We start from the raw sequence: 21,946 nt of genomic DNA, 5'->3' as shown, positions 1-21,946 counted from the left end.
CCGCGGGTGGCCGCGATGCAGCTGACACGCACACACCGCATACTCATCGGCGTCGTCGTGGCCGGTGCGGTGATCATCGCCGCCATCGGTTTCGCCGGTTCGTACACGGCGGTGCGCGAACTCGCGGAGAAGAAGGGCTTCGGCACCTTCTCCCTGGTCTTTCCCATCGGCATCGACGCGGGCATCTGTGTGCTGCTCGCGCTGGATCTGCTGCTGACCTGGATCCGTATCCCGTTCCCGCTGCTGCGCCAGACGGCGTGGCTGCTGACGGCGGCGACGATCGCCTTCAACGGCGCCGCGGCCTGGCCGGACCCGCTGGGCGTCGGTATGCACGCCGTCATCCCGGTGCTGTTCGTCGTGTCGGTGGAGGCGGCGCGGCATGCGGTGGGCCGGATCGCGGACATCACCGCCGACAAGCACATGGAAGGCGTGCGGCTGACGCGCTGGCTGCTGTCGCCGATACCGACGTTCCTGTTGTGGCGGCGTATGAAGCTGTGGGAGCTGCGGTCGTACGAACAGGTCATCAAGCTGGAGCAGGACCGGCTGATCTACCAGTCACGCCTTCAGGCCCGCTTCGGGCGGGCCTGGCGCCGCAAGGCGCCGGTAGAGGCCCTGATGCCGCTGCGGCTGGCGCGGTACGGCGTTCCGCTGGCCGAAACGGCCGCGGCGGGTCTGGCGGCGGCCGGCATCGAGCCGGTGCTGCTGCCGCCCGCGCCGGAGCGGGCCGCCGAACCCGTCGCCGCGGTGACCGCCGCTGCTGTGGAGGCGGAGCAGCCGGTGGCGCTTCCGTCGGCCCCGGCGGAGGCCCACGAGGTTCACCAGGCGCACGAGGTTCACGAGGCCCATCGAGCCCCGGCCCCCGAGCCGGGCCCGGTCCCGATGCCTGCTCAAGGCCCGGTCCCGATGCCTGCTCAAGGCCCGGTCCCGCACGAGAGCCCGTGGTTCGCGGCGCCCGCGGTCGGGCAGGCGGAGTACCGGGGTTCGTACGACCCGGCGTACGCCGAGGACGTCGAGACCGCTCGGGTGATGGTCCCCTCCGGACCCGGCCGCAGCCGGCCGCTGGGCGGTGTCCCGCGGCAGCGCAACGCGGAGCCGGAGGCGCAGAAGTACCCGCAGCCGCACCCGAAGGCCGCGGCGGATCCGGAGCCCGAGCCGGAGCCCGAGCCGGAGACCGTGTCCGCGGCGGTCCTGCCGGAGGGGGTCTCCCTGGACGACGCGTACATCGCGGCCTTCCACAAGTACGTCAGCGAACACGGCGCGTACCCCAACGCCCGCAAGTTCGGTCTCTACCTGATGGACCACTACGGAATCACCGGCGAGACCGGCGGTCCGGTGAGCGAGAGCACGCTGCGCCCGTATCTGGCCGGTCTGCGTGAGCAGTACGAGTCGGAGCAACTGGACCCGGAGCAGATCGCCTGACAGTCTCCGCATGATCAACTGTGGGCTGTCGAAGGGCGATTCGATGCGTTTCCGGCTAAGAGTGGCGACCTTTCTCTCCATATGGGGGCTGGTGTCCGGAGAGGTGGCTGCAGCCGCACCCGCCTCGGCGACGGACATCGTCTTCGACGCCACAGCGGGCCAGCAGTCGTATCTGTGGACCCGTAACGTGCCGGTGACTTCCGATCAGAAGGCGGACGACAGACTCGCGGTCCACTGCCGGTACGCCGATGGAACCGCCCTCCCCGCGGGGGAGGAGGCGGGCGCGTATGTGCGGTGGATGTTCACGGCCCCGACGACCGGGTCGTACAGGTGCCGTGTCTCCGCGGGCACCGAACTGGCCCGGAAGGTCTACTCCGGCTCGGCGCGCTGGACGCTGCCGGCGACGGGTCGGCAGGTCGTCGCGGCCGGCGGAACGGCGACCACTCTCGAACACGTCTACACGCCCTCCGGCGCCCACCGCATCGCCATCGTCCTGGACGCGAGGCTGACGGGCGCCTCCATGGCCCATACGTGGATCGAGGCACAGCCGCAGACGAGCGCGGGGGCGCCCTGCGGCGGACCGTTCAACAGCCCCCTGGCGAAGTGGACACGCGACAGGCAGCACCGCGGCGCGATGAACACCCTCTACCTGGACACGTCCCTGCTCGGCGGGTGCCCCCGGCTGCTGTTGTCGCTGAAGATCCAGAACGTGTCCGACACCCCGCTCACGGTGCTCGGCGGCCACCCTTCCGGGGGAATCGCGGCCACTCATGGCATCGCCTTCACGTACTGAACGCCTGCGTGAGAACGACGGAGGGCCGGTACCCGGGATTCCGGGTACCGGCCCTCCGAGCGTCCGTACGCCGTTACGAACCGAGCAGCTTGCGCACCCGGTCCGCGCCGACCGCGAGCAGCAGCGTGGGCAGTCGCGGGCCGGTCTCACGGCTGACCAGGAGCCGGTAGAGCAGCGCAAAGAACGAACGCTGCGCGACCTTCAGCTCCGGCGTGGGCTTGGCGTCCGGCTCCAGGCCGGCCATCACCTTCGGCACGCCGTAGACGAGCGTGGTGAGCCCGTCGAGGGACCAGTGAGTGTCCAGTCCCTCCAGGAGGAGCCGCAGCGACTCCTTGCCGGAGTCGTCGAGCGAGCCCAGGAGCTCGAGGTCGGGCTCGTCGCGGACAAGAGTGCGCTGTTCGGCCGGGACCTGGGTGGTGATCCAGTTCTCGGCGCGGTCGAGCCGCGGCCGGGCCTCGTCGAGCGAGGAGAGCGGGTTGGCCGGGTCGAGCTCGCTGAGGATGCGCAGGGTCTGCTCGTCGTGGCCGGCGGTGATGTCGACGACCGAGGCGAGCGTGCGGTACGACAGCGGGCGCGGGGTGCGCGGCAGCTCACCGGCGGCGGTGCGGGCGGCCCGCGAGTACGCGGCGGCGTCGGCGGGCAGCACGGTGCCCTCGCCGACCTTGCGCTCCAGGGAGTCCCACTCGTCGTAGAGACGCTGGATCTCCTGATCGAAGGCGATCTTGAAGGACTGGTTGGGCTTGCGGCGGGCGTAGAGCCAGCGCAGGAGCTGCGGCTCCATGATCTTCAGCGCGTCGGCCGGGGTCGGCACGCCGCCCTTCGAGGAGGACATCTTGGCCATGCCGCTGATGCCGACGAAGGCGTACATGGGGCCGATCGGCTGCTTGCCGCCGAAGATGCCCACGATCTGCCCACCGACCTGGAAGGAGGAACCGGGCGAGGAGTGGTCGACGCCGGACGGCTCGAAGATCACGCCCTCGTAGGCCCAGCGCATCGGCCAGTCGACCTTCCAGACCAGCTTGCCGCGGTTGAACTCGGTCAGCCGGACGGTCTCCGAGTGGCCGCATGCGGTGCAGTTGTAGGTCAGCTCGGTCGTCTCGTCGTCGTACGCCGTGACGGTGGTGAGGTCCTTGTTGCAGACGGTGCAGTACGGCTTGTACGGGTAGTAGCCCGCGCCGCCGCCGCTGCCGTCGTCCTCCGTCGCCGCGCCGGAGCCCTCCTCGGCCTCCAGCTCGGCCTCGTCGAGCGGCTTCTGCGACTTCTTGCCCGGCTTCTGCTTGGTCCGGTACTGGTCGAGGATCGCGTCGATCTCGTTCCGGTGCTTCATCGCGTGCAGGATCTGCTCGCGGTAGGCGCCGGCGGTGTACTGCTCGGTCTGGCTGATGCCGTCGTACTCGACACCCAGCTCGGCGAGCGACTCGGTCATGGCCGCCTTGAAGTGCTCGGCCCAGTTCGGGTACGCCGACCCGGCCGGGGCGGGCACGGAGGTCAGCGGCTTGCCGATGTGCTCGGCCCACGACTCGTCCGTACCGGGGACGCCGGCCGGCACCTTGCGGTAGCGGTCGTAGTCGTCCCAGGAGATCAGGTGACGGACCTGGTACCCACGGCGGCGGATCTCGTCCGCGACCAGGTGCGGGGTCATGACCTCGCGCAGGTTGCCCAGGTGGATCGGACCGGACGGGGAAAGGCCGGACGCGACGACGACAGGTTTCCCAGGCGCACGTCGCTCCGCCTCGGCGATGACCTCGTCCGCGAAACGGGAGACCCAGTCGGTCTCGGTGCTGCTCTGAGCCACGATCGGCACGTCCTTGATTGCTCGGAATCTCGAAAGCTGGCGTTAGCCATTGTCCCAGACGGAATGGTCTCCTCCTGGGCTCGCCCGATTCTCGCGAGATCGGGCCCGGGGCGCCATGGAATACTTGACACCTGTACGTACATCCAAGTCTCCATCGACAGGAACGGCACCTCATGGCCTCGGTCCATTCCCTCGCTTCGACCGTCCACCAGCGCGTCGCGGACGCCCTCTCGGCAGCCCTGCCGGAGGCCGGCTCCGCGGACCCGCTGCTGCGACGAAGCGACCGGGCCGACTTCCAGGCCAACGGCATCCTGGCGCTGGCCAAGCAGCTCAAGGGCAACCCGCGTGAGCTGGCGACCACGGTCGTCGAGGCTCTGCCGGCCAATGAGCTGATCAAGGAGATCGAGGTCTCGGGCCCCGGCTTCCTCAACATCACGATCACCGACGAGGCGATCGTGAAGACCCTCGCCGCGCGCGCCGCGGACGACCGGCTCGGCGTGCCGTACGCCGAGAACCCCGGCACCACGGTGATCGACTACGCCCAGCCGAACGTGGCCAAGGAGATGCACGTCGGCCACCTCCGCTCCGCCGTGATCGGCGCCGCAATGGTCGAGATCCTGGAGTTCACCGGCGAAAAGGTGGTCCGCCGCCACCACATCGGCGACTGGGGCACCCAGTTCGGCATGCTCATCCAGTACCTGATCGAGCACCCGCACGAGCTGGACCACAAGGACGGGGCCGCCGTCTCCGGCGAAGAGGCCATGTCCAACCTGAACCGGCTCTACAAGGCCTCGCGCGCGCTCTTCGACTCCGACGAGGAGTTCAAGGACCGGGCCCGCCGCCGGGTGGTCGACCTCCAGGCCGGCGACGAGCAGACCCTCACGATGTGGCAGCGGTTCGTCGACGAGTCGAAGATCTACTTCTACTCGGTCTTCAACAAGCTCGACATGGACATCCAGGACGAGGACGTCGTCGGCGAGTCCGGCTACAACGACATGCTCGCCGAGACCTGCCGCCTGCTGGAGGAGTCCGGTGTCGCCGTGCGCTCCGAGGGCGCGCTCTGCGTCTTCTTCGACGACGTCAAGGGCCCGGACGGCAACCCGGTCCCGCTGATCGTCCAGAAGTCCGACGGCGGCTACGGCTACGCGGCGACCGACCTCTCCGCGATCCGCGACCGCGTCCAGAACCTCGGCGCGAGCACCCTGCTGTATGTGGTGGACGCCCGCCAGTCCCTGCACTTCAAGATGGTCTTCGAGACGGCCCGCCGGGCCGGCTGGCTGAACGGCGACACCAAGGCCGTCCAGCTCGCCTTCGGCACGGTCCTCGGCAAGGACGGCAAGCCGTTCAAGACCCGTGAGGGCGAGACGGTCCGGCTGGTGGACCTGCTCGACGAGGCGATCGAGCGGGCGACGGGCGTCGTGCGCGAGAAGGCCGAGAAGGTGGGCCTCACCGAGCAGGAGATCACCGAGAACGGCGCGTACGTCGGCATCGGCGCGGTGAAGTACGCGGACCTGTCGACCTCGGCGTCCCGCGACTACAAGTTCGACCTGGACCAGATGGTGTCCCTCAACGGCGACACCTCCGTGTACCTCCAGTACGCCTACGCCCGTATCCGCTCCATCATCCGCAAGGCCGGCGACGCCAAGCCCGCCGCGCACCCGGAGCTGGAGCTGGCGGCCGCGGAGCGCGCGCTGGGCCTGCACCTGGACCAGTTCGGCGAGACGCTGAACGAGGTCGCCGCCTCGTACGAGCCGCACAAGCTGGCCGCGTACCTGTACCAGCTGTCGTCGCACTTCACGACGTTCTACGACCAGTGCCCGGTCATCAAGGCCGACACCGCCGAGCAGGTCGAGAACCGCCTCTTCCTGTGCGACCTCACGGCCCGCACGCTCCACCGGGGCATGGCCCTGCTGGGCATCCGGACGCCCGAGCGCCTCTGACGCGCTCCTACGCGCCCCCTGTGACGACGGCCCCGGCACACAATGCCGGGGCCGTCGTGCTCGTACTTCGAGCGGGACGCCGACAGGAGGAGCAACGCCATGACGCTTGCCCCGAAGGTCCAGGACCTGCTGGACCGTTCCATCGGGCCGGCACCTCGTGCTGGCGCCGGCCGCCTGGTCGGCGTTCGCCGCGTACGCCGCGCCGCCGTCTGAGAGCAGGACCCGTCTCAGGCGCCCGAGCCGCGGCGCCGTGCCACGTACACCGCACCGGCGCCCAGCACCATCGCGAAGCCGCCCGCGAGGGCGATCTGCGGCATGACGGAGGACGAGCCGGTCGCGGCGAGGGTGGCGTTCACCGGCTGGGGCGACTTGCTGCCCTGCGGCTCGGTGCCGGACGTGCCGGACGTGCCGGACGTGTCGGGCTTGCCGCTCGCCGGCGTGATGCCGAAGGTGAAGTCCTTGTAGCGCCCATTCCCGCCGAAGGACCCGTCGTTGTTCTGGAAGTCACCGGTGACGGAGGCGACGCCATCGGCGGCTGGGGCCTTGGCATCGACGGTGAGCCGGAACTTGATGTCGGCATGCCCGCCGGGCTTCACCGGGCCGAGGCCGCCGATGGCGACGTCGGTCTCGGTGTCGCCCCACTTCGGGTGCTTGGGGGTGGAGTACTGGAGTTTGAGCAGCGTATGGAGGTCGTTCCTGCTGCTCTTGTCGGTGGCGGACAGACGAAGGGTTCCACGAACGTCGTCCATGGTCTTCTCGGTGCCGTTGGTCAGGCGCAGCGTGAACTCGACCGATGTCCCGGCGATGATCCCCGACGGCAGGTCGACGATCTCGGAGGTCAGCCGGGGCTCCTCGATGAAGATGTCACCGCCTCCCGTGTCGCCCTCCTTGGCGTCGGCGAGGGCCTGCTCGGCAGCCTGCAGGGCTGCGAGCGCCTCGTTCTTCGTCCGAGTGGCCTCGTTCAGCTTCCGGTCGGCGGCATCTTTGGCGTCGGCCACGGCCTTGTCGGCCTCCCGCAGTTTGGTGTCGGCGGCGGCCTTGGCGTCCGTGGTCGTCGTGACGTCCTTCTCGGCGTCGGCGACGGCCTGTTCGGCGGCGGTCTTCTGCTCGGGCGTGGCGTTCACGTCCAGGGCTGCGAGCGCCGCCTTGGCGTCGGCGAGCGCCTTGTCGGCGGTGTCCTTGGCGGTGGCTGCCGCCTCCGCCTCCTTGCGCGCGGCGGCTGCCGCAACGGCGAGCGGGGCGGTGTCCGAGCGCGCCTCGTCCGCGGCCTTGCGTGCGGCGGACTCGGCCGCGACAGCGGCTTCGTAGGCCTTCTTCGCCTCGGCGACGGCCTTTTCGAGTTCAGCGATCGAGGGCTTCCGCTCCGCCTGCACCACGGGCACCGGCTTGGGCTCGGCTACCGCAGGGGTGGCGGCAAGCAGGACCGCGGGCGTGGCGACGGCCGCGGCAACGGCAGTAGCGACTACGTGACGGATCTTCATATCCGGCGATCGTATGGCCGCCGGAAAACGGAACGCCTCACTCCGAACGTGAAATAGCGGACGAACAAGGGCAGTTGCTCTGAGTTTCGAAATTTCTCTGTGAGCATTGCCACACAGGCCCCGGCGCCGGAACAGCGCGGGCCGCGCGAGCGCGGCCCGCTGATGCGAGCCCTCGGCCTCAGGACAGCTTCTGCGCGACCTCCGTCGCCCAGTACGTCAGGATCATGTTCGCACCGGCGCGCTTGATGCCCGTCAGGGTCTCCATGATCGCCGCGTCGCGGTCGATCCAGCCCTTCTCCGCGGCGGCCTCGATCATCGCGTACTCGCCGCTGATCTGGTACGCCGCGACCGGGACGTCCACCTCGTCCGCGACGCGGGCCAGGATGTCCAGGTACGGGAGGGCGGGCTTGACCATGACCATGTCGGCGCCCTCCGCCAGGTCGAGGGCGAGCTCGCGCAGGGACTCGCGGACGTTGGCCGGGTCCTGCTGGTAGGACTTGCGGTCGCCCTTCAGGGACGACGCGACGGCCTCGCGGAAGGGGCCGTAGAAAGCGGAGGAGTACTTCGCGGTGTAGGCGAGGATCGACACGTCCTCCTTGCCGATGGTGTCCAGCGCGTCACGGATGACACCGACCTGGCCGTCCATCATCCCGGACGGGCCGACCACATGGACGCCCGCGTCGGCCTGGACCTGGGCCATCTCGGCATAGCGCTCCAGGGTGGCGTCGTTGTCCACACGGCCGGACTCGTCCAGCACACCGCAGTGGCCGTGGTCGGTGTACTCGTCCAGGCACAGGTCGGACATGATGACGAGATCGTCGCCGACCTCGGCCTTCACCGCGCGAATGGCCTCCTGGAGGATGCCGTCCGGGTCGGTGCCGGCAGTGCCGAGCGCGTCCTTCTTCGCGTCCTCGGGCACACCGAAGAGCATGATCCCGGAGACGCCCGCCGACGCCGCCTCCACCGCCGCTTTCCGCAGCGTGTCCATGGTGTGCTGGACGACGCCCGGCATCGCGGAGATGGCGACCGGCTCGCTGATGCCCTCCTTCACGAAGGCGGGCAGGATCAGCTCGGCCGGGTGCAGTCGGGTTTCGGCGACCATCCGCCGCATCGCCGGGTTGACCCGCAGCCGCCGGGGCCGCGCGCCGGGAAAAGATCCGTACACAGTCATACGCCCACGCTACGCCGCCCCCCGGGGTGCCTTTGCCGACACCCTGCCGGAGCGAACCGGGCCGTGCACCGGCGAAGGGGGGAACGGAGACCCTCCGAACCCCCCTTCGATCAGGCCGTGCTCCGGTCAGGTCGTACGGCGCCTGCGCGCACCCGGGCGGCGCTCGCTCGGCCGGGTGACGGGGTCGCCCGACTCGATCGCCGCGTCACGGCGGGCCGCGCCGAAGTTGGCGAGCGCCTCGGCCAGCTTGTGCACGGACGGCTCCGGAGCCATCACGTCCACCCGCAGGCCGTGCTCCTCGGCGGTCTTCGCCGTGGCGGGCCCGATGCAAGCGATCACCGTCACGTTGTGCGGCTTGCCCGCGATGCCGACCAGGTTCCGCACGGTCGACGACGAGGTGAAGAGCACGGCGTCGAAGCCGCCGCCCTTGATCGCCTCGCGGGTCTCGGCCGGCGGCGGCGAGGCGCGCACGGTGCGGTACGCCGTGACGTCGTCGACCTCCCAGCCCAGCTCGATCAGGCCGGCGACCAGGGTCTCCGTGGCGATGTCGGCACGCGGCAGGAAGACGCGGTCGATCGGGTCGAAGACCGGGTCGTACGGCGGCCAGTCCTCCAGCAGGCCGGCGGCGGACTGCTCACCGCTCGGCACCAGATCGGGCTTCACACCGAACTCGATCAGCGCATGGGCGGTCTGCTCGCCCACGGCCGCGACCTTGATCCCGGCGAAGGCGCGGGCGTCGAGACCGTACTCCTCGAACTTCTCCCGCACCGCCTTCACGGCGTTGACGGACGTGAAGGCGATCCACTCGTAGCGGCCGGTGACCAGGCCCTTGACCGCGCGCTCCATCTGCTGCGGGGTGCGCGGCGGCTCGACGGCGATCGTCGGGACCTCGTGCGGCACGGCGCCGTAGGAACGCAGCTGGTCGGAGAGCGAGGCGGCCTGCTCCTTCGTACGCGGAACGAGCACCTTCCAGCCGAAGAGCGGCTTGGACTCGAACCACGCGAGCTGGTCGCGCCGGGCGGCGGCACACCGCTCACCGACCACGGCTATGACCGGCTGGTGCCCGTCGGTCGACGGCAGCACCTTGCCCTGCTTGAAGACCTGGGCGATGGTTCCGAGCGTCGCGTTCCAGGTGCGCTGGCGCGTCGTCGTACCGGCGACGGTGACGGTCATCGGGGTGTCCGGCTTGCGGCCGGCCGCGACCAGGTCGCTCGCGGCGGCCGGTACGGACTCCAGGGTCGCGGAGACGACGACCGTGCCGTCGCTCGCGCCGACCTCGGCCCAACAGCGGGCGTCGGTGTTCCGGGCGTCGATGAACCGCACGTCCGTGCCCTGCGCGTCACGCAGCGGCACGCCCGCGTACGCGGGCACACCCACGGCGGTGGCCACACCCGGCACGACCTCGAAGGGAACGCCCGCGGCGGCGCAGGCGAGCATCTCGTCGCCGGCGTTGCCGTCGAGTCCCGGGTCGCCGGAGACCGCACGGACGACCCGCCTGCCGGAGCGCGCAGCCTCCATGACAAGATTGGTCGCGTCCCGCAACGCGGGTATTCCGGCGGCTGTTGACGCCTCGTCAACTATGGTCAGCTGAGGTGTGTCCACCCCTGCCCGGGCATGTGCGCGTACGACGTCGAGCACCTGCGGTTCGGCGATCAGTACGTCCGCACGCGCGAGCGCCTCGACGGCGCGCAGGGTCAGCAGACCAGGGTCTCCGGGACCGGCACCGAGGAAAGTGACATGCCCGTGAGCGGGACGGTTCGTGGTGGGGCTCAAAGTGCTCGCTCCCCCATAAGACCGGCCGCGCCCTTGGCGAGCATGTCGGCCGCGAGTTCGCGACCGAGCGCCATGGCCTCGTCGTACGACGTGGGCACGGGACCGGTGGTGGACAGCTGCACCAGCGCGAAACCGTCGGTCGTACCGACGACACCGCGAAGGCGCATTTCATGAACATCCTGTCCGTCACCCAGCAGGTCGGCCAGCGCGCCCACAGGTGCGCTGCAGCCGGCTTCCAGGGCGGCGAGCAGGGACCGCTCGGCGGTCACGGCGGCCCGGGTGTACGGGTCGTCGAGCTCGGCGAGCGTGGCGATGAGCTCCGCGTCGGCGGAGGGGCACTCGATCGCCAGGGCCCCCTGGCCGGGGGCGGGCAAAACGACGTCGACGGGGAGGAAGTCGGTCACCTCACTGATCCTGCCGATGCGGTTGAGACCGGCGGCGGCCAGTACGACCGCGTCCAGCTCACCACTGCGTACGTAACCGATCCGGGTGTCGACGTTGCCGCGGATCGGGACGGTCTCGATCCGCATGCCGTGGTTGCGGGCGTACGCGTTCAGCTGCGCCATGCGGCGCGGCGAACCGGTACCCACACGCGCACCGTCGGGCAGCTCGGCGAAGGTCAGCCCGTCGCGGGCGACCAGTACGTCACGGGGGTCCTCGCGCCGCGGGATCGCGGCGAGCGTCAGCCCCGCGGGCTGCTCGGTCGGCAGGTCCTTGAGCGAGTGCACCGCGAAGTCCACCTCGCCGGCGAGCAACGCGTCGCGCAGCGCCGCGACGAACACGCCGGTGCCGCCGATCTGTGCGAGATGCTCACGGGAGGTGTCTCCGTACGTGGTGATCTCGACCAGCTCGACGGGACGCCCGGTGATCCGGCGCACCTCCTCGGCCACCTGCCCCGACTGGGACATGGCCAGCTTGCTGCGCCTGGTCCCCAGCCTCAATGCCTTCTCGGTCATGACCGCCCTCGATTCGGGTCGTTCAGTTCGGCCCGGCTGACGGAGGCGACCGTCTCCGGGTCGAGGTCGAAGAGAGTCCGCAGCGCGTCCGCGTACCCGGCACCGCCGGGCTCGCTGGCGAGCTGCTTGACCCGCACGGTGGGCGCGTGCAGGAGCTTGTCGACGACGCGGCGCACGGTCTGGGTGACCTCGGCGCGCTGCTTGTCGTCCAAGTCGGGAAGCCGGCCCTCCAGCCGCGCCACCTCGCCGGCCACCACCTCGGCGGCCATCGCGCGCAGGGCGACGACGGTCGGCGTGATGTGCGCGGCACGCTGGGCGGCGCCGAAGGCGGCGACCTCGTCGGAGACGATGGTGCGCACCTTGTCGACGTCGGCGGCCATGGGCGCGTCGGCGGACGCCTCGGCGAGCGACTCGATGTCGACGAGCCGTACGCCGGGGATGCGGTGTGCGGCGGCGTCGATGTCCCGGGGCATGGCGAGGTCGAGCAGCGCGAGCCGTACGGGCCCGGCCTGAGCGGGAACGGCACGCCGGCCACCCTCGCTGCGCCGGCCCACGGTGCCGCGCTCCATCCAGGCGCCGTGCAGCCCCATGTCGTCCGCGGCGGGCGCGTCCGGGTCCTCGGGGCATCCGGGGGCGGCCTCGGTACGGGCACCGGCGTCGGGAACCCGCTCGAAGCCCGCCAGCCGCTCGATGGCCGCACGGTCGAGGGCCAGCTCGTCCGGCGCCTCCTCGGCGATCAGCGTCACGGGCTCGCCCGGGGCCGACAGGGCCTCGGCGATCGTGTCGGCCGCCAGGACCAGGCCCGTCGCGCCGGTGCAGGACACCGCCACGTCGACCCGGCCCAGCTCGTCCGCGACCGCGTCCATCGGCACCGCGCGCGCGGCGACGCCCGTTCCGGCGGCCGGGTCGGTGAGACCCTTGCCGTAGTGCTCTTCGAGCGTGGCGACCAGCCGCTCGGCCCGCTCCGGCGTCCGGTTGGCCACGACGATCTCGGCCACCCCGGCGCGCGCCAGGGTCGCCGCGGCGAGCGAGGACATGGAGCCCGCGCCGATGACGAGGGCACGCTTGCCCGCGGCCCAGGCGTCGACCGGCTCGTCCGTACCGGCCGTGAACTGCTCGAGGCCGAAGGTGACCAGGGACTGGCCGGCCCGGTCGATACCGGTCTCGCTGTGGGCGCGCTTGCCGACCCGCAAGGCCTGCTGGAAGAGATCGTTGATCAGCCGGCCCGCGGTGTGCAGTTCCTGCCCCAGCGCGAGCGCGTCCTTGATCTGGCCGAGGATCTGGCCCTCGCCCACGACCATCGAGTCCAGCCCGCACGCCACCGAGAAGAGGTGGTGGACGGCCCGGTCCTCGTAGTGCACGTACAGATAAGGGGTGAGCTCTTCCAGGCCCACGCCGCTGTGCTGCGCGAGCAGGGTGGAGAGCTCGGCGACACCGGCGTGGAACTTGTCCACGTCGGCGTACAGCTCGATGCGGTTGCAGGTGGACAGCACGGTGGCCTCGGCCGCGGGCTCCGCGGCGAGGGTGTCGTGCAGCAGCTTGCCGCGCGCATCGGGGGCGAGTGCGGCCCGCTCCAGAACGCTGACCGGTGCGCTGCGGTGGCTCAGTCCGACGACGAGGAGACTCATGCCGGCATCACCGCGGGGACATCCCCGTCGGGTCCCTTCCGGTCCACGGCAGCCGGCGAGCCGTGTACGGCGGGGGCGACCACCGGGGCTTCGGTGCCGCCTTCCTCGCCTGCCTTGCGCTGCTCGTGGAAGGCGAGGATCTGCAGCTCGATGGAGAGGTCCACCTTCCGCACGTCCACTCCGTCCGGCACGGTGAGCACGGTGGGCGCGAAGTTGAGGATGGAGGTGACGCCCGCGGCGACCAGCCGGTCGCAGACCTGCTGGGCGGCTCCGGCGGGAGTCGCGATGACGCCGATCGACACGCCGTTCTCGGTGATGATCTTCTCGAGGTCGTCGGTGTGCTGCACCGGGATCCCGGCGACCGGCTTGCCGGCCATCGCCGGGTCGGCGTCGATGAGCGCGGCGATACGGAAGCCACGGGAGGCGAACCCGCCGTAGTTGGCGAGGGCGGCGCCGAGGTTACCGATACCGACGATCACAACCGGCCAGTCCTGGGTCAGACCGAGCTCGCGGGAGATCTGGTAGACGAGGTACTCGACGTCGTACCCGACACCCCGGGTGCCGTAGGAGCCGAGGTACGAGAAGTCCTTGCGCAGCTTCGCGGAGTTGACCCCCGCGGCCGAGGCGAGCTCCTCGGACGAGACCGTGGGAACCGAGCGCTCGGAGAGCGCGGTCAGCGCGCGCAGATACAGCGGAAGCCGGGCGACGGTGGCCTCGGGGATTCCTCGGCTGCGAGTCGCCGGTCGGTGAGTTCGGCCAGTTGCCACGGTGCTCCTGCGGGATGAGCGAGGCTCCGGGCGGCCAGGTGTCCCAGTACCGCCCCGTCGAATGCAGGCTATGTCTTTGTGAACGTGTGCACAAAGATGGTGTCCATTTTGTCCATGCAAAGTGACCGGGCTCACGCGGCTGGATCGTGACGGCTGGGAACTATCGCCGGCCGGCCTGCGTCCACAGAACGGGCCACTGAACGACGGGGGCAAAGCCGAACACACTCCTCATGACCACACCTCCGGGGCCGGTCACCACAGACCACCCAAAACACCCACGATGGTAAACGGCCCCTCCCTGTCACGCTCCCAGCGCGCGACGGAGACGGCCCTCGTCCACCCGCCAGAACGTGTGCTGTTCACCGTCGACCAGGACGACGGGAATCTGCTCCCAGTACGCGCGGTGCAGTGCCTCGTCCCGGGTGATGTCCTTCTCCTCCCAGGACGCGCCGGTGTCCGCGCACACCTTTTCGATCACCCCACGGGCGTCGTCACACAGATGACATCCGGACTTCCCGATGAGGGTCACCATCCGCTCGGCCGGCTTCTTGCCCGTACGGCGCAACAAAGGACTCATGCGGTCCATTCTGCGTCCACCGCACGGCCCGGTCCGCTTCGCCTGTTCAACACAGCGGTCGCGGAGAGTTCACGGCATCGCATCCCGAGGGGGCAGGTAGCCCCGAACAGACTGGCTATGCTCACGGCATGGCCGGACTGGGATGGCTCACCTCTCGTAGGCGCTCGGCGACAGCACGCAGTGTGCTGGCGGGCGAGGCCGCAGCCGAGGCAGCGCGCAAGTCGGAGCAGGACGTCGCGGTCGCGGCGCCCGGGAAACCCGAGGAACAGGAGTTCCCCGTCGTCGGGGACCAGCGGGCCGCCGCGTTCTTCGACCTCGACAACACCGTCATGCAGGGCGCGGCGATCTTCCACTTCGGCCGCGGCCTGTACAAACGCAAGTTCTTCCAGCGCCGCGAACTGGTCAGGTTCGCCTGGCAGCAGGCCTGGTTCCGGCTTGCCGGGGTCGAGGACCCCGAGCACATGCAGGACGCCCGGGACAGCGCCCTGTCGATCGTCAAGGGCCACCGGGTCTCCGAGCTGATGGCCATAGGCGAGGAGATCTACGACGAGTACATGGCCGACCGCATCTGGCCGGGCACCCGCGCGCTGGCCCAGGCGCATCTCGACGCGGGCCAGAAGGTCTGGCTGGTCACCGCCGCACCCGTCGAGACCGCCACGATCATCGCCCGCCGGCTCGGCCTGACCGGGGCCCTGGGCACGGTCGCCGAATCCGTCGACGGCGTCTACACCGGCAAGCTGGTCGGCGAACCGCTGCACGGCCCGGCGAAGGCCGAAGCCGTCCGCGCACTGGCCGCCGCCGAGAACCTCGACCTGTCCCGCTGCGCGGCGTACAGCGACTCGGCCAACGACATCCCGATGCTCTCGCTGGTCGGGCACCCGTACGCCATCAACCCCGACACCAAGCTGCGCAAGCACGCCCGCGAACTCGACTGGCGACTGCGCGACTACCGCACCGGCCGCAAGGCCGCCAAGGTCGGCATCCCGGCCGCGGCCGGCGTCGGCGCCCTCGCCGGCGGCACGGCGGCCGCTGTCGCCCTGCACCGTCGCCGCCGCTGACACTCCACGGCGTCACATTCCACCGGCCGCCTGCTGTCGGGAATGTCGGGAACCCCTGCCGCCGCCCCCGCGCGCTCGCGCCCGGAGCGGCCCGAGGCCGCCGTGAGCAGCTGTCGCTCCCGCACGCGTCCGTAAGCACCCGCGAACAGTCCGGTCACGCCGCGCCCACTTGGGCACAAGGCATCCCGCAATCAGGCGGACGGCAACCTCATTCGGTCAACAACTGCTCACGATATGCAACTTGATCCGCCACTTAGACGTAACAGAAGCGACGGAATCGATGATTTGAGCAACTCGGTGTAGCACTCCCTGCACTAAGCGTTATTCTCCTCAGACGCATAACGGACCCTACGCCTCGCCACGAGGGGTGAACGGTTCCGTACTGCACGTGATGGAAGCTCTGCCTCTGGGAGTCCCGTGTACCCACACGTCGGGGTTGACGCCTCGGGCCTGGCTACGCTGCGCGCAACGATCCTCTGCCACTTGCGCGGCTTCGTCCCCGCCGCGTACGCCGTCCCCGCCTTCGCCGCCCCTGCACCCGCCGGCCCGTGCTACGCCCTGGCCGGATGGGGGTCCCCCCTGCTCGAACGAAGCCGAGAGCTCGGGGGAGGGACGACGATGGGCAGACGGGGCAACCGTGTGGGCGGCGGCACCTCGACCGCCCGGCGGCCCAGCGCGGACAGCGACAGCGCACGCATGATGGACCTGGTGGAGCGGGCCCAGGCGGGCGAGGCCGAGGCCTTCGGCCGGCTGTACGACCAGTACAGCGACACCGTGTACCGCTACATCTACTACCGCGTCGGCAGCAAGGCGACCGCCGAGGACCTCACCAGCGAGACCTTTCTGCGCGCCCTGCGCCGCATCTCCACCTTCACCTGGCAGGGCCGCGACTTCGGCGCCTGGCTGGTCACGATCGCGCGCAATCTGGTCGCCGACCACTTCAAATCGAGCAGATTCCGGCTGGAAGTGACCACGGGTGAAATGCTCGACGCCAATGAGGTCGAGCGGAGCCCCGAGGAGTCCGTCCTCGAATCACTGTCCAACGCCGCCCTGCTCGAAGCCGTGCGCAAACTCAATCCGCAGCAGCAGGAGTGCGTCACCCTGCGCTTCCTGCAGGGCCTCTCGGTCGCCGAGACGGCCCGGGCGATGGGCAAGAACGAGGGTGCCATCAAAACTCTCCAGTACCGGGCCGTGCGCACCCTTGCCCGGCTGCTGCCGGACGATGCACGCTGACCACAACTCACTTGTTCCACAGGGCGGATTCTGATGTGGTCGGATCATCCTTCGTCCGTAACCCATGCACCGCGCCGCTCGTTGTGCGGAATGCAGGCTCCCTGCGGTCACGCCATGCCCGCAGCCACTCACTCGATCGTGTGGATGTACTCAAGGCGTACAACCTTCGGGACCCCTCGGGGAGTCGACCGTCATGACGAGAGGAGGTGCCGCCAGTGATCGCGAACGTTTCGGCGCACCGGCGGGCGAACGCCTTCGCCCAGGCCCTGGAAGACCGAACACTCCAGGACACGGCGGCTGATCGGCCCACCGGCTCGGATGAACATCCCGAACTGGAAGGGCTGTTGGCCCTGGCGAACGGTCTCGGCGAGCTGCCGTCACCGGAGTTCGACCCCGAGGTCAAGGTGGTGCAGCGGGCCCAGCTCGTCGCCGCCATGGAAGCGATGCTGACGGAAGGCGGTGCGCCCACGGGCCCTCAGGTGCCCGAGCAGCGGACCGGCCGCGGTGCCCACCGGGCGGCCCCGCTCCGGAAATTGCGCCCCCGCTCCCGCTGGTCCAAGGGCCTCGCGGCGGGCAGTCTCACCGTCGGTGTGGCCGCGGGGGCCTTCGGCGGAGTCGCCGCTGCCAGCTCCGACGCCCTTCCGGGTGACTCGCTGTACGGGCTGAAGCGTGGCATGGAGGACATAAAGCTGGGTATGGCGGACGACAACGCCGACCGTGGCCGGATCTACCTCGACCAGGCCTCGACCCGCCTCGGCGAAGCACGCCGGCTGATGGAACGCGGCCGGATCGCCGAGCTGGACCATGAGTCGCTCAGCGAGGTCAGGCGCACCCTGAACGGCATGCGGCACGATGCCTCCGAGGGACACCGACTGCTGCACGAGGCGTACGAGCGGGACGGCTCGCTCGGCCCGATCCAGACCCTGTCCTCGTTCTCCCGGTCCCAGCGCGAGAGCTGGAGCCGGCTGCGTCGGCAGCTGCCCGCACAGCTGACCGACGTCAGCGACGAGGTCAACTCGGTCTTCGACGCCATAGACGAAGAGGTCGGACCGCTCCGTTCGATGCTGCCGCGCGCTCCCGAGCCGGGCGGCGGCGCATCGAACCACAAGGATCCCGGCCAGGACGACACTCCCGACCCCTCCGGCCCGAGTCGTCGTCAGCCGTCCGCGCCCGCCGCCGACAGCACGGATGGGAGCACCACGCCCCAGCCGTCCAGCAGCACCGGGTCGGACGGACTGCTGGGCGGCAGCGCGGGCGACCTGCTCGACCCCCCGCAGAGCAGTACGTCAGCCTCGCCGCAGACCGGCAAGGGCAGCAGCGCCCCCGGCCCGGACATCACCATCCCGCCGCTGCTCCCGGGCCTGCTTCCGGGCCTGGGCATCGACGGCGAGGACGCGAAGTAGCGACCGCGGTGGTGGTTGGTGCTCCCGGCAGAGCCCCAACCACCACCGCACCGGCCGGAAGAACAACGCGAGCCCGGCAGGCTGGAAGAACCGGACGGGCCAGAAGAACACCGAACGCCTCTGCACCAGCAGCTCGGCCCCGTTTTGTCTGCCGCCCTCGCACCGCTTCGCGGGCTTCGGGACGGCTGCGCCGGAGCAGTGTCAGCCTCTCCGGGCGTCAACTCGACCATGAGCGGGACGGGCTAGAAGAACACCGAACGCCTCTGCACCAGCAGCTTGTACAGCGTGTGCTGGATCTGCTCCCGCACCTGGTCCGTCAGGTTGAACATCAGCATCGGGTCCTCCGCCGCCTCCGGTGGATAGCCATCCGTCGGGATCGGCTCGCCGAACTGGATCGTCCACTTCGTCGGCAGCGGCATGGCGCCGAGCGGCCCCAGCCAGGGGAACGTCGGTGTGATCGGGAAATACGGGAAGCCCAGCAGCCGCGCCAGCGTCTTCGCGTTGCCGATCATCGGGTAGATCTCCTCCGCCCCGACGATCGAGCACGGCACGATCGGCGTCCCGGCCCGCAGTGCCGTCGAGACGAAGCCGCCCCGCCCGAAGCGCTGAAGCTTGTAGCGCTCGCTGAACGGCTTGCCGATGCCCTTGAAGCCCTCCGGCATCACCCCGACCACCTCGCCGCTCCTGAGCAGCCGCTCGGCGTCCTCGGCGCAGGCCAGGGTGTGCCCTGCCTTCCTGGCCAGCTCGTTCACCACCGGCAGTACGAACACCAGGTCGGCCGCCAGCAGCCGCAGATGCCGCCCCGCCGGATGGTGGTCGTGCACTGCGACCTGCATCATCAGCCCGTCCAGCGGCAGCGTCCCGGAGTGGTTGGCGACGACGAGCGCCCCGCCTTCGGCCGGGATGTTCTCGACGCCCTTCACCTCCACCCGGAAGTACTTGTCGTAGAGGGGCCGCAGCAGCGACATCAGGACCTGGTCGGTGAGCTCCTTGTCGTAGCCGAACTCGTCGACGTCGTACTCACCGGTGATCCGCCGCCGGAGAAACGCCAGACCACCCGCGACACGCCGGTCCCAGCCACCTCGCCGTTCCGTTTCCCCGGCGGGCTCGGGCTCCGGCTCCCGCTCCTCGGATCCAGCGGCGGGCGACGCCGGTACGGGCGTGAGCGAGGCCTTCATGCGCCCCGGGGGGCGCTTCGCCACGTCCTTGCCCTTGGACGGCCTGGCTCGCCTCGTCCTCGGCTCGTCACCGAAGGGGATGACCTTGGCATCGGCCATGTCAGGTGCGCTCCTTGCTGACGAAGATGGAGAGCCGGTCGACAGAACGGGCGAGGGTCTCGGGCTGCAGCAGCCCGGGCCCTCGGCTGCGCGCGAAGTCCGCGAAGGTCTCCGCGGTCGTGTACTTCGGTTCGTAGCCCAGTGTCTCGCGCATCTGAGTCGTACTCACCACTCTGCCGTGCGTGAGGAGCCGGATCTGCTCCGGTGAGAAGTCAGTGACGCCGACTGTGCGCAGCGCCTGGCCGACCCAGGTGACCGCCGGCAGCAGCACCGGCACGGTTGGCCGGCCGAGACGGCGGGAGCACTGCGAGAGCAACAGGACCCCGTCGCCCGCGACATTGAAGGTGCCGCTGTTCAGCGTTCCGCGGCGCGGCTCGCCCGAGGCGATGCGCAGCACGTCGATCACGTCGTCCTCATGGACGAACTGCAGGCGCGGGTCGTAGCCGAAGACGGTCGGCATGACGGGCAGCGAGAAGTACTCGGCGAGTGGTGAGTCGGCGTCAGGACCGAGGATGTTCGCGAAACGCAGCACGCACACGGCCACATCGGGCCTGCGGCGCGCGAATCCGCGTACGTATCCCTCGACCTCGACCGTGTCCTTGGCGAAGCCGCCGCTGGGCAGGGACTTGGGCGGGGTGGTTTCCGTGAAGACGGCCGGGTCGCGCGGCGCGGAGCCGTACACGCTGGTGCTGGACTTGACGACGAGGCGCTTGACCGCGGGCGACTTCTGACAGGCACCGAGCAGCTGCATGGTGCCGATGACGTTGGTCTCCTTGACCGAGGAGCGGCCGCCGGCGCCCAGGGGCATGCCCGTGACGTCCATATGGACGACGGTGTCGACGGCGTACTCGGCCAGCACTTTCGCTATGGCGGGCTGACGAATGTCCGCCCGTACGAATTCGGCCCCGCCAAGAGGATGCCCGGGCGTCACCGCGTCGACGGCGATGACCCGGTCCACGTCGGGTTCGCTCTGGATCCGCCGTACGAAACGGCCGCCGAGGCGGCGGGCGACTCCGGTGACCAGCACGGTCCTGCCCACGATCAGCGCCTTCCTTCGGTCCTCGCCCAGGTGCCCTCGGCGTCACCGTAGCGGGTTGACGTTGCGCTGTGATGACCAAGCGTCGTGAAACGCGCCGCAGCCCCTCCACCAGGACGGTGGAAGGGCTGCGGCAGAGTCCCTCCCCCAAGCTCTCGGCTTCGCTCGAGCAGGGGGCCCTCTTCAGCTGCGCTTACTTCTTGTTGCGACGCTGAACGCGGGTGCGCTTGAGCAGCTTGCGGTGCTTCTTCTTGGCCATCCGCTTGCGCCGCTTCTTGATAACAGAGCCCACGACTTCCCTCGCTCACTTCTCGGACAACCCCCGCGCGGGGACATCACTCGGTGCGGGGCGTCTGGGCCCACACGACCTACGTCGGCCTAGCCTACCCGCCTGAGCTCCGAGGGCGTAATCCGAGGGAACCGTCAGGCGGACTCCACCCCCACGAAGGACTCACGAAGGTATTCGTGCACCGCTTGCTCCGGGACCCGGAAGGACCTGCCCACCCGGATCGCCGGCAGATGACCGCTGTGCACCAAGCGGTACACGGTCATCTTCGACACTCGCATCACCGAGGCGACTTCCGCCACGGTCAGGAACTTGACCTCATTGAGAGGCCTCTCGCCTGCAGCAGCCATGACCCACCTGAACCTTCCGCGCGGGACGGGCACCGGCTTCCCCTCCGGTAACTCTTCGTCGCTGCGCGCTCACTCACCAGACTAGGGGCGGGTGGTACGAGTGGGGAAGAGGAGTTGCGATCGGCCGCCTACTGTGACAGACACGCTCGATTGAGTACATAGCGAGTAAGCGGCCGGTAGTAATCAGACCGCACAGCGTCATCAAGCGGAACGGCGACGGACACCCGCCCCTCGGCCTCTCCGACGAACAGCGCGGGGTCATCCGTATCCGCCAGGCCGACCGCCTCAATGCCCAGCTGACCTGCCCCGCAGACCCATCCGTGATCCCCGATGACGAGCTCGGGCAGCACCCCGCCGGCCGCCGCCGCGCCATCGAGGGCGGCCCGAACCGGGAGGGGCGAGTGGGTGTGTGCGCCGGTCTCACTTCCGGGCTCCCGCGCGCCGGGTTCGCGCACCAGCGCGACTCCTCGTACGTAGTCAAGGTTGTACGTGCGTACCCCGAACCGGGTGGTTATGTCGACACATCTCCCCTGCGCGGGTGTGAGTACAAGGCATCCCGCCGCCGACAAAGCGTCTGCGAGGGCGGCGTAGAAGCCGAGCAGCCGATGCGGATGCCCCGTCCCGAGCAGTACCGGCACCCGGCGCCCGGCGGCCGCACGGAGACGCTCCGCCAGCGCGTCGAGCCCCGCCAGCGTCCGCTCGGGGTCGATCACATCGGGCCCGGAGACATGGGTCGGGTCGGCCGACACCCCGCATTTGTCGGCCATCAGCCGGAGCAAGTCCCCTTCCCCCCAGCCCCACTCGGGATCGAGACCGAGCGTCACCCGTGGATCTCTCATCGCGAACAGCCGGTAGCTGCGCAAGCTCTCCTCCCGCGACGTCGCGACGGGCCCGGCCAGCCTGGCCGCCAGCAAATGCGCACGCAGCGCCCCGGTGCTCAACACACCGTCGATGCTGCCGCACATGCTCCTGACCGGGGCCAGAACAGCGCCATCGCCCCACA

General features: G+C 69.9%; 19 protein-coding genes. 6 read left to right on the top strand and 13 right to left on the bottom strand.

The window, feature by feature from the left end:
- Positions 1-6: 6 nt before the first annotated feature.
- Together ABD858_RS18265 and ABD858_RS18260 are read left to right on the top strand one after the other, a co-directional pair.
- Entirely contained in the window at positions 7-1,419 is a 1,413-nt protein-coding gene (locus tag ABD858_RS18265) for a DUF2637 domain-containing protein (protein ID WP_345038787.1), read from the top strand.
- 103 nt (positions 1,420-1,522) lie between these two features.
- Positions 1,523-2,212 (top strand): carbohydrate-binding protein, encoded by a 690-nt coding sequence (locus tag ABD858_RS18260; protein WP_345038785.1) that lies wholly within the window; start codon positions 1,523-1,525, stop codon positions 2,210-2,212.
- 73 nt (positions 2,213-2,285) lie between these two features.
- Here the strand turns inward: ABD858_RS18260 and lysS are convergent, their stop codons facing one another.
- Entirely contained in the window at positions 2,286-4,016 is a 1,731-nt protein-coding gene (gene lysS, locus ABD858_RS18255) for a lysine--tRNA ligase (protein ID WP_345038783.1), read from the bottom strand.
- Positions 4,017-4,180: 164 nt separating this feature from the next.
- On the opposite strand from lysS, the gene argS reads away from it, so the two are divergent.
- Positions 4,181-5,947 (top strand): arginine--tRNA ligase, encoded by a 1,767-nt coding sequence (gene argS, locus ABD858_RS18250; RefSeq protein ID WP_345038781.1) that lies wholly within the window; start codon positions 4,181-4,183, stop codon positions 5,945-5,947.
- Between the two features lie 227 nt (positions 5,948-6,174).
- On the opposite strand, the gene ABD858_RS18245 is transcribed toward argS, so the two are convergent.
- From ABD858_RS18245 to ABD858_RS18215, 7 genes are all read right to left on the bottom strand, one after another.
- Positions 6,175-7,428 (bottom strand): peptidase, encoded by a 1,254-nt coding sequence (locus ABD858_RS18245; RefSeq protein ID WP_345038778.1) that lies wholly within the window; start codon positions 7,426-7,428, stop codon positions 6,175-6,177.
- Between the two features lie 178 nt (positions 7,429-7,606).
- Complete coding sequence (gene hemB / locus ABD858_RS18240) at positions 7,607-8,599, bottom strand: porphobilinogen synthase (RefSeq protein WP_345038776.1); 993 nt, start codon at positions 8,597-8,599, stop codon at positions 7,607-7,609.
- Between the two features lie 126 nt (positions 8,600-8,725).
- Positions 8,726-10,372: a bifunctional uroporphyrinogen-III C-methyltransferase/uroporphyrinogen-III synthase gene (locus tag ABD858_RS18235; protein ID WP_345038774.1), complete on the bottom strand. Its 1,647-nt coding sequence runs from the start codon at positions 10,370-10,372 to the stop codon at positions 8,726-8,728.
- On the bottom strand, positions 10,369-11,328 hold the full coding sequence (gene hemC / locus ABD858_RS18230) for a hydroxymethylbilane synthase (protein ID WP_345038772.1): 960 nt from the start codon (positions 11,326-11,328) through the stop codon (positions 10,369-10,371). The genes ABD858_RS18235 and hemC overlap by 4 nt, the downstream gene beginning before the upstream one ends.
- A complete protein-coding gene (locus ABD858_RS18225) occupies positions 11,325-12,956 on the bottom strand; it encodes a glutamyl-tRNA reductase (protein ID WP_345038769.1) in 1,632 nt (543 codons plus the stop codon). Before ABD858_RS18225 ends, hemC begins: the two co-directional genes overlap by 4 nt.
- A complete protein-coding gene (locus ABD858_RS18220; RefSeq protein ID WP_345038767.1) occupies positions 12,953-13,723 on the bottom strand; it encodes a redox-sensing transcriptional repressor Rex in 771 nt (256 codons plus the stop codon). The genes ABD858_RS18225 and ABD858_RS18220 overlap by 4 nt, the downstream gene beginning before the upstream one ends.
- 301 nt (positions 13,724-14,024) lie before the next feature.
- On the bottom strand, positions 14,025-14,300 hold the full coding sequence (locus ABD858_RS18215) for a glutaredoxin family protein (protein WP_345038764.1): 276 nt from the start codon (positions 14,298-14,300) through the stop codon (positions 14,025-14,027).
- 128 nt (positions 14,301-14,428) lie between these two features.
- On the opposite strand from ABD858_RS18215, the gene ABD858_RS18210 reads away from it, so the two are divergent.
- From ABD858_RS18210 to ABD858_RS18200, 3 genes are all read left to right on the top strand, one after another.
- On the top strand, positions 14,429-15,358 hold the full coding sequence (locus ABD858_RS18210) for an HAD family hydrolase (RefSeq protein WP_345038762.1): 930 nt from the start codon (positions 14,429-14,431) through the stop codon (positions 15,356-15,358).
- A gap of 417 nt (positions 15,359-15,775) precedes the next feature.
- Positions 15,776-16,591 (top strand): ECF subfamily RNA polymerase sigma factor, BldN family, encoded by an 816-nt coding sequence (locus ABD858_RS18205; protein ID WP_345038760.1) that lies wholly within the window; start codon positions 15,776-15,778, stop codon positions 16,589-16,591.
- A gap of 215 nt (positions 16,592-16,806) precedes the next feature.
- Positions 16,807-17,994, top strand: coding sequence for a DUF5667 domain-containing protein (locus ABD858_RS18200; RefSeq protein WP_345038758.1), 1,188 nt, complete (start codon positions 16,807-16,809; stop codon positions 17,992-17,994).
- 242 nt (positions 17,995-18,236) lie between these two features.
- On the opposite strand, the gene ABD858_RS18195 is transcribed toward ABD858_RS18200, so the two are convergent.
- The 5 genes from ABD858_RS18195 to ABD858_RS18175 form a co-directional block, all read right to left on the bottom strand.
- Positions 18,237-19,271, bottom strand: coding sequence for a lysophospholipid acyltransferase family protein (locus tag ABD858_RS18195; protein WP_345038757.1), 1,035 nt, complete (start codon positions 19,269-19,271; stop codon positions 18,237-18,239).
- 1 nt (position 19,272) lies between these two features.
- Complete coding sequence (locus ABD858_RS18190; RefSeq protein ID WP_345038755.1) at positions 19,273-20,310, bottom strand: NAD-dependent epimerase/dehydratase family protein; 1,038 nt, start codon at positions 20,308-20,310, stop codon at positions 19,273-19,275.
- A gap of 190 nt (positions 20,311-20,500) precedes the next feature.
- The gene (locus tag ABD858_RS18185; protein ID WP_003948845.1) at positions 20,501-20,599 is read right to left on the bottom strand and encodes a 30S ribosomal protein bS22; all 99 of its coding nucleotides are present in this window, start codon (positions 20,597-20,599) and stop codon (positions 20,501-20,503) included.
- Positions 20,600-20,730: 131 nt separating this feature from the next.
- Complete coding sequence (locus ABD858_RS18180) at positions 20,731-20,943, bottom strand: helix-turn-helix domain-containing protein (RefSeq protein ID WP_242329139.1); 213 nt, start codon at positions 20,941-20,943, stop codon at positions 20,731-20,733.
- Positions 20,944-21,071: 128 nt separating this feature from the next.
- Positions 21,072-21,887 (bottom strand): phosphatase, encoded by an 816-nt coding sequence (locus tag ABD858_RS18175; RefSeq protein WP_345044667.1) that lies wholly within the window; start codon positions 21,885-21,887, stop codon positions 21,072-21,074.
- Between the last annotated feature and the right edge of the window lie 59 nt (positions 21,888-21,946).

This window comes from Streptomyces sannanensis, assembly GCF_039536205.1.
Classification (GTDB): Bacteria; Actinomycetota; Actinomycetes; order Streptomycetales; family Streptomycetaceae; genus Streptomyces; species Streptomyces sannanensis.
This window is presented reverse-complemented; position numbering and strand designations above follow the sequence as displayed.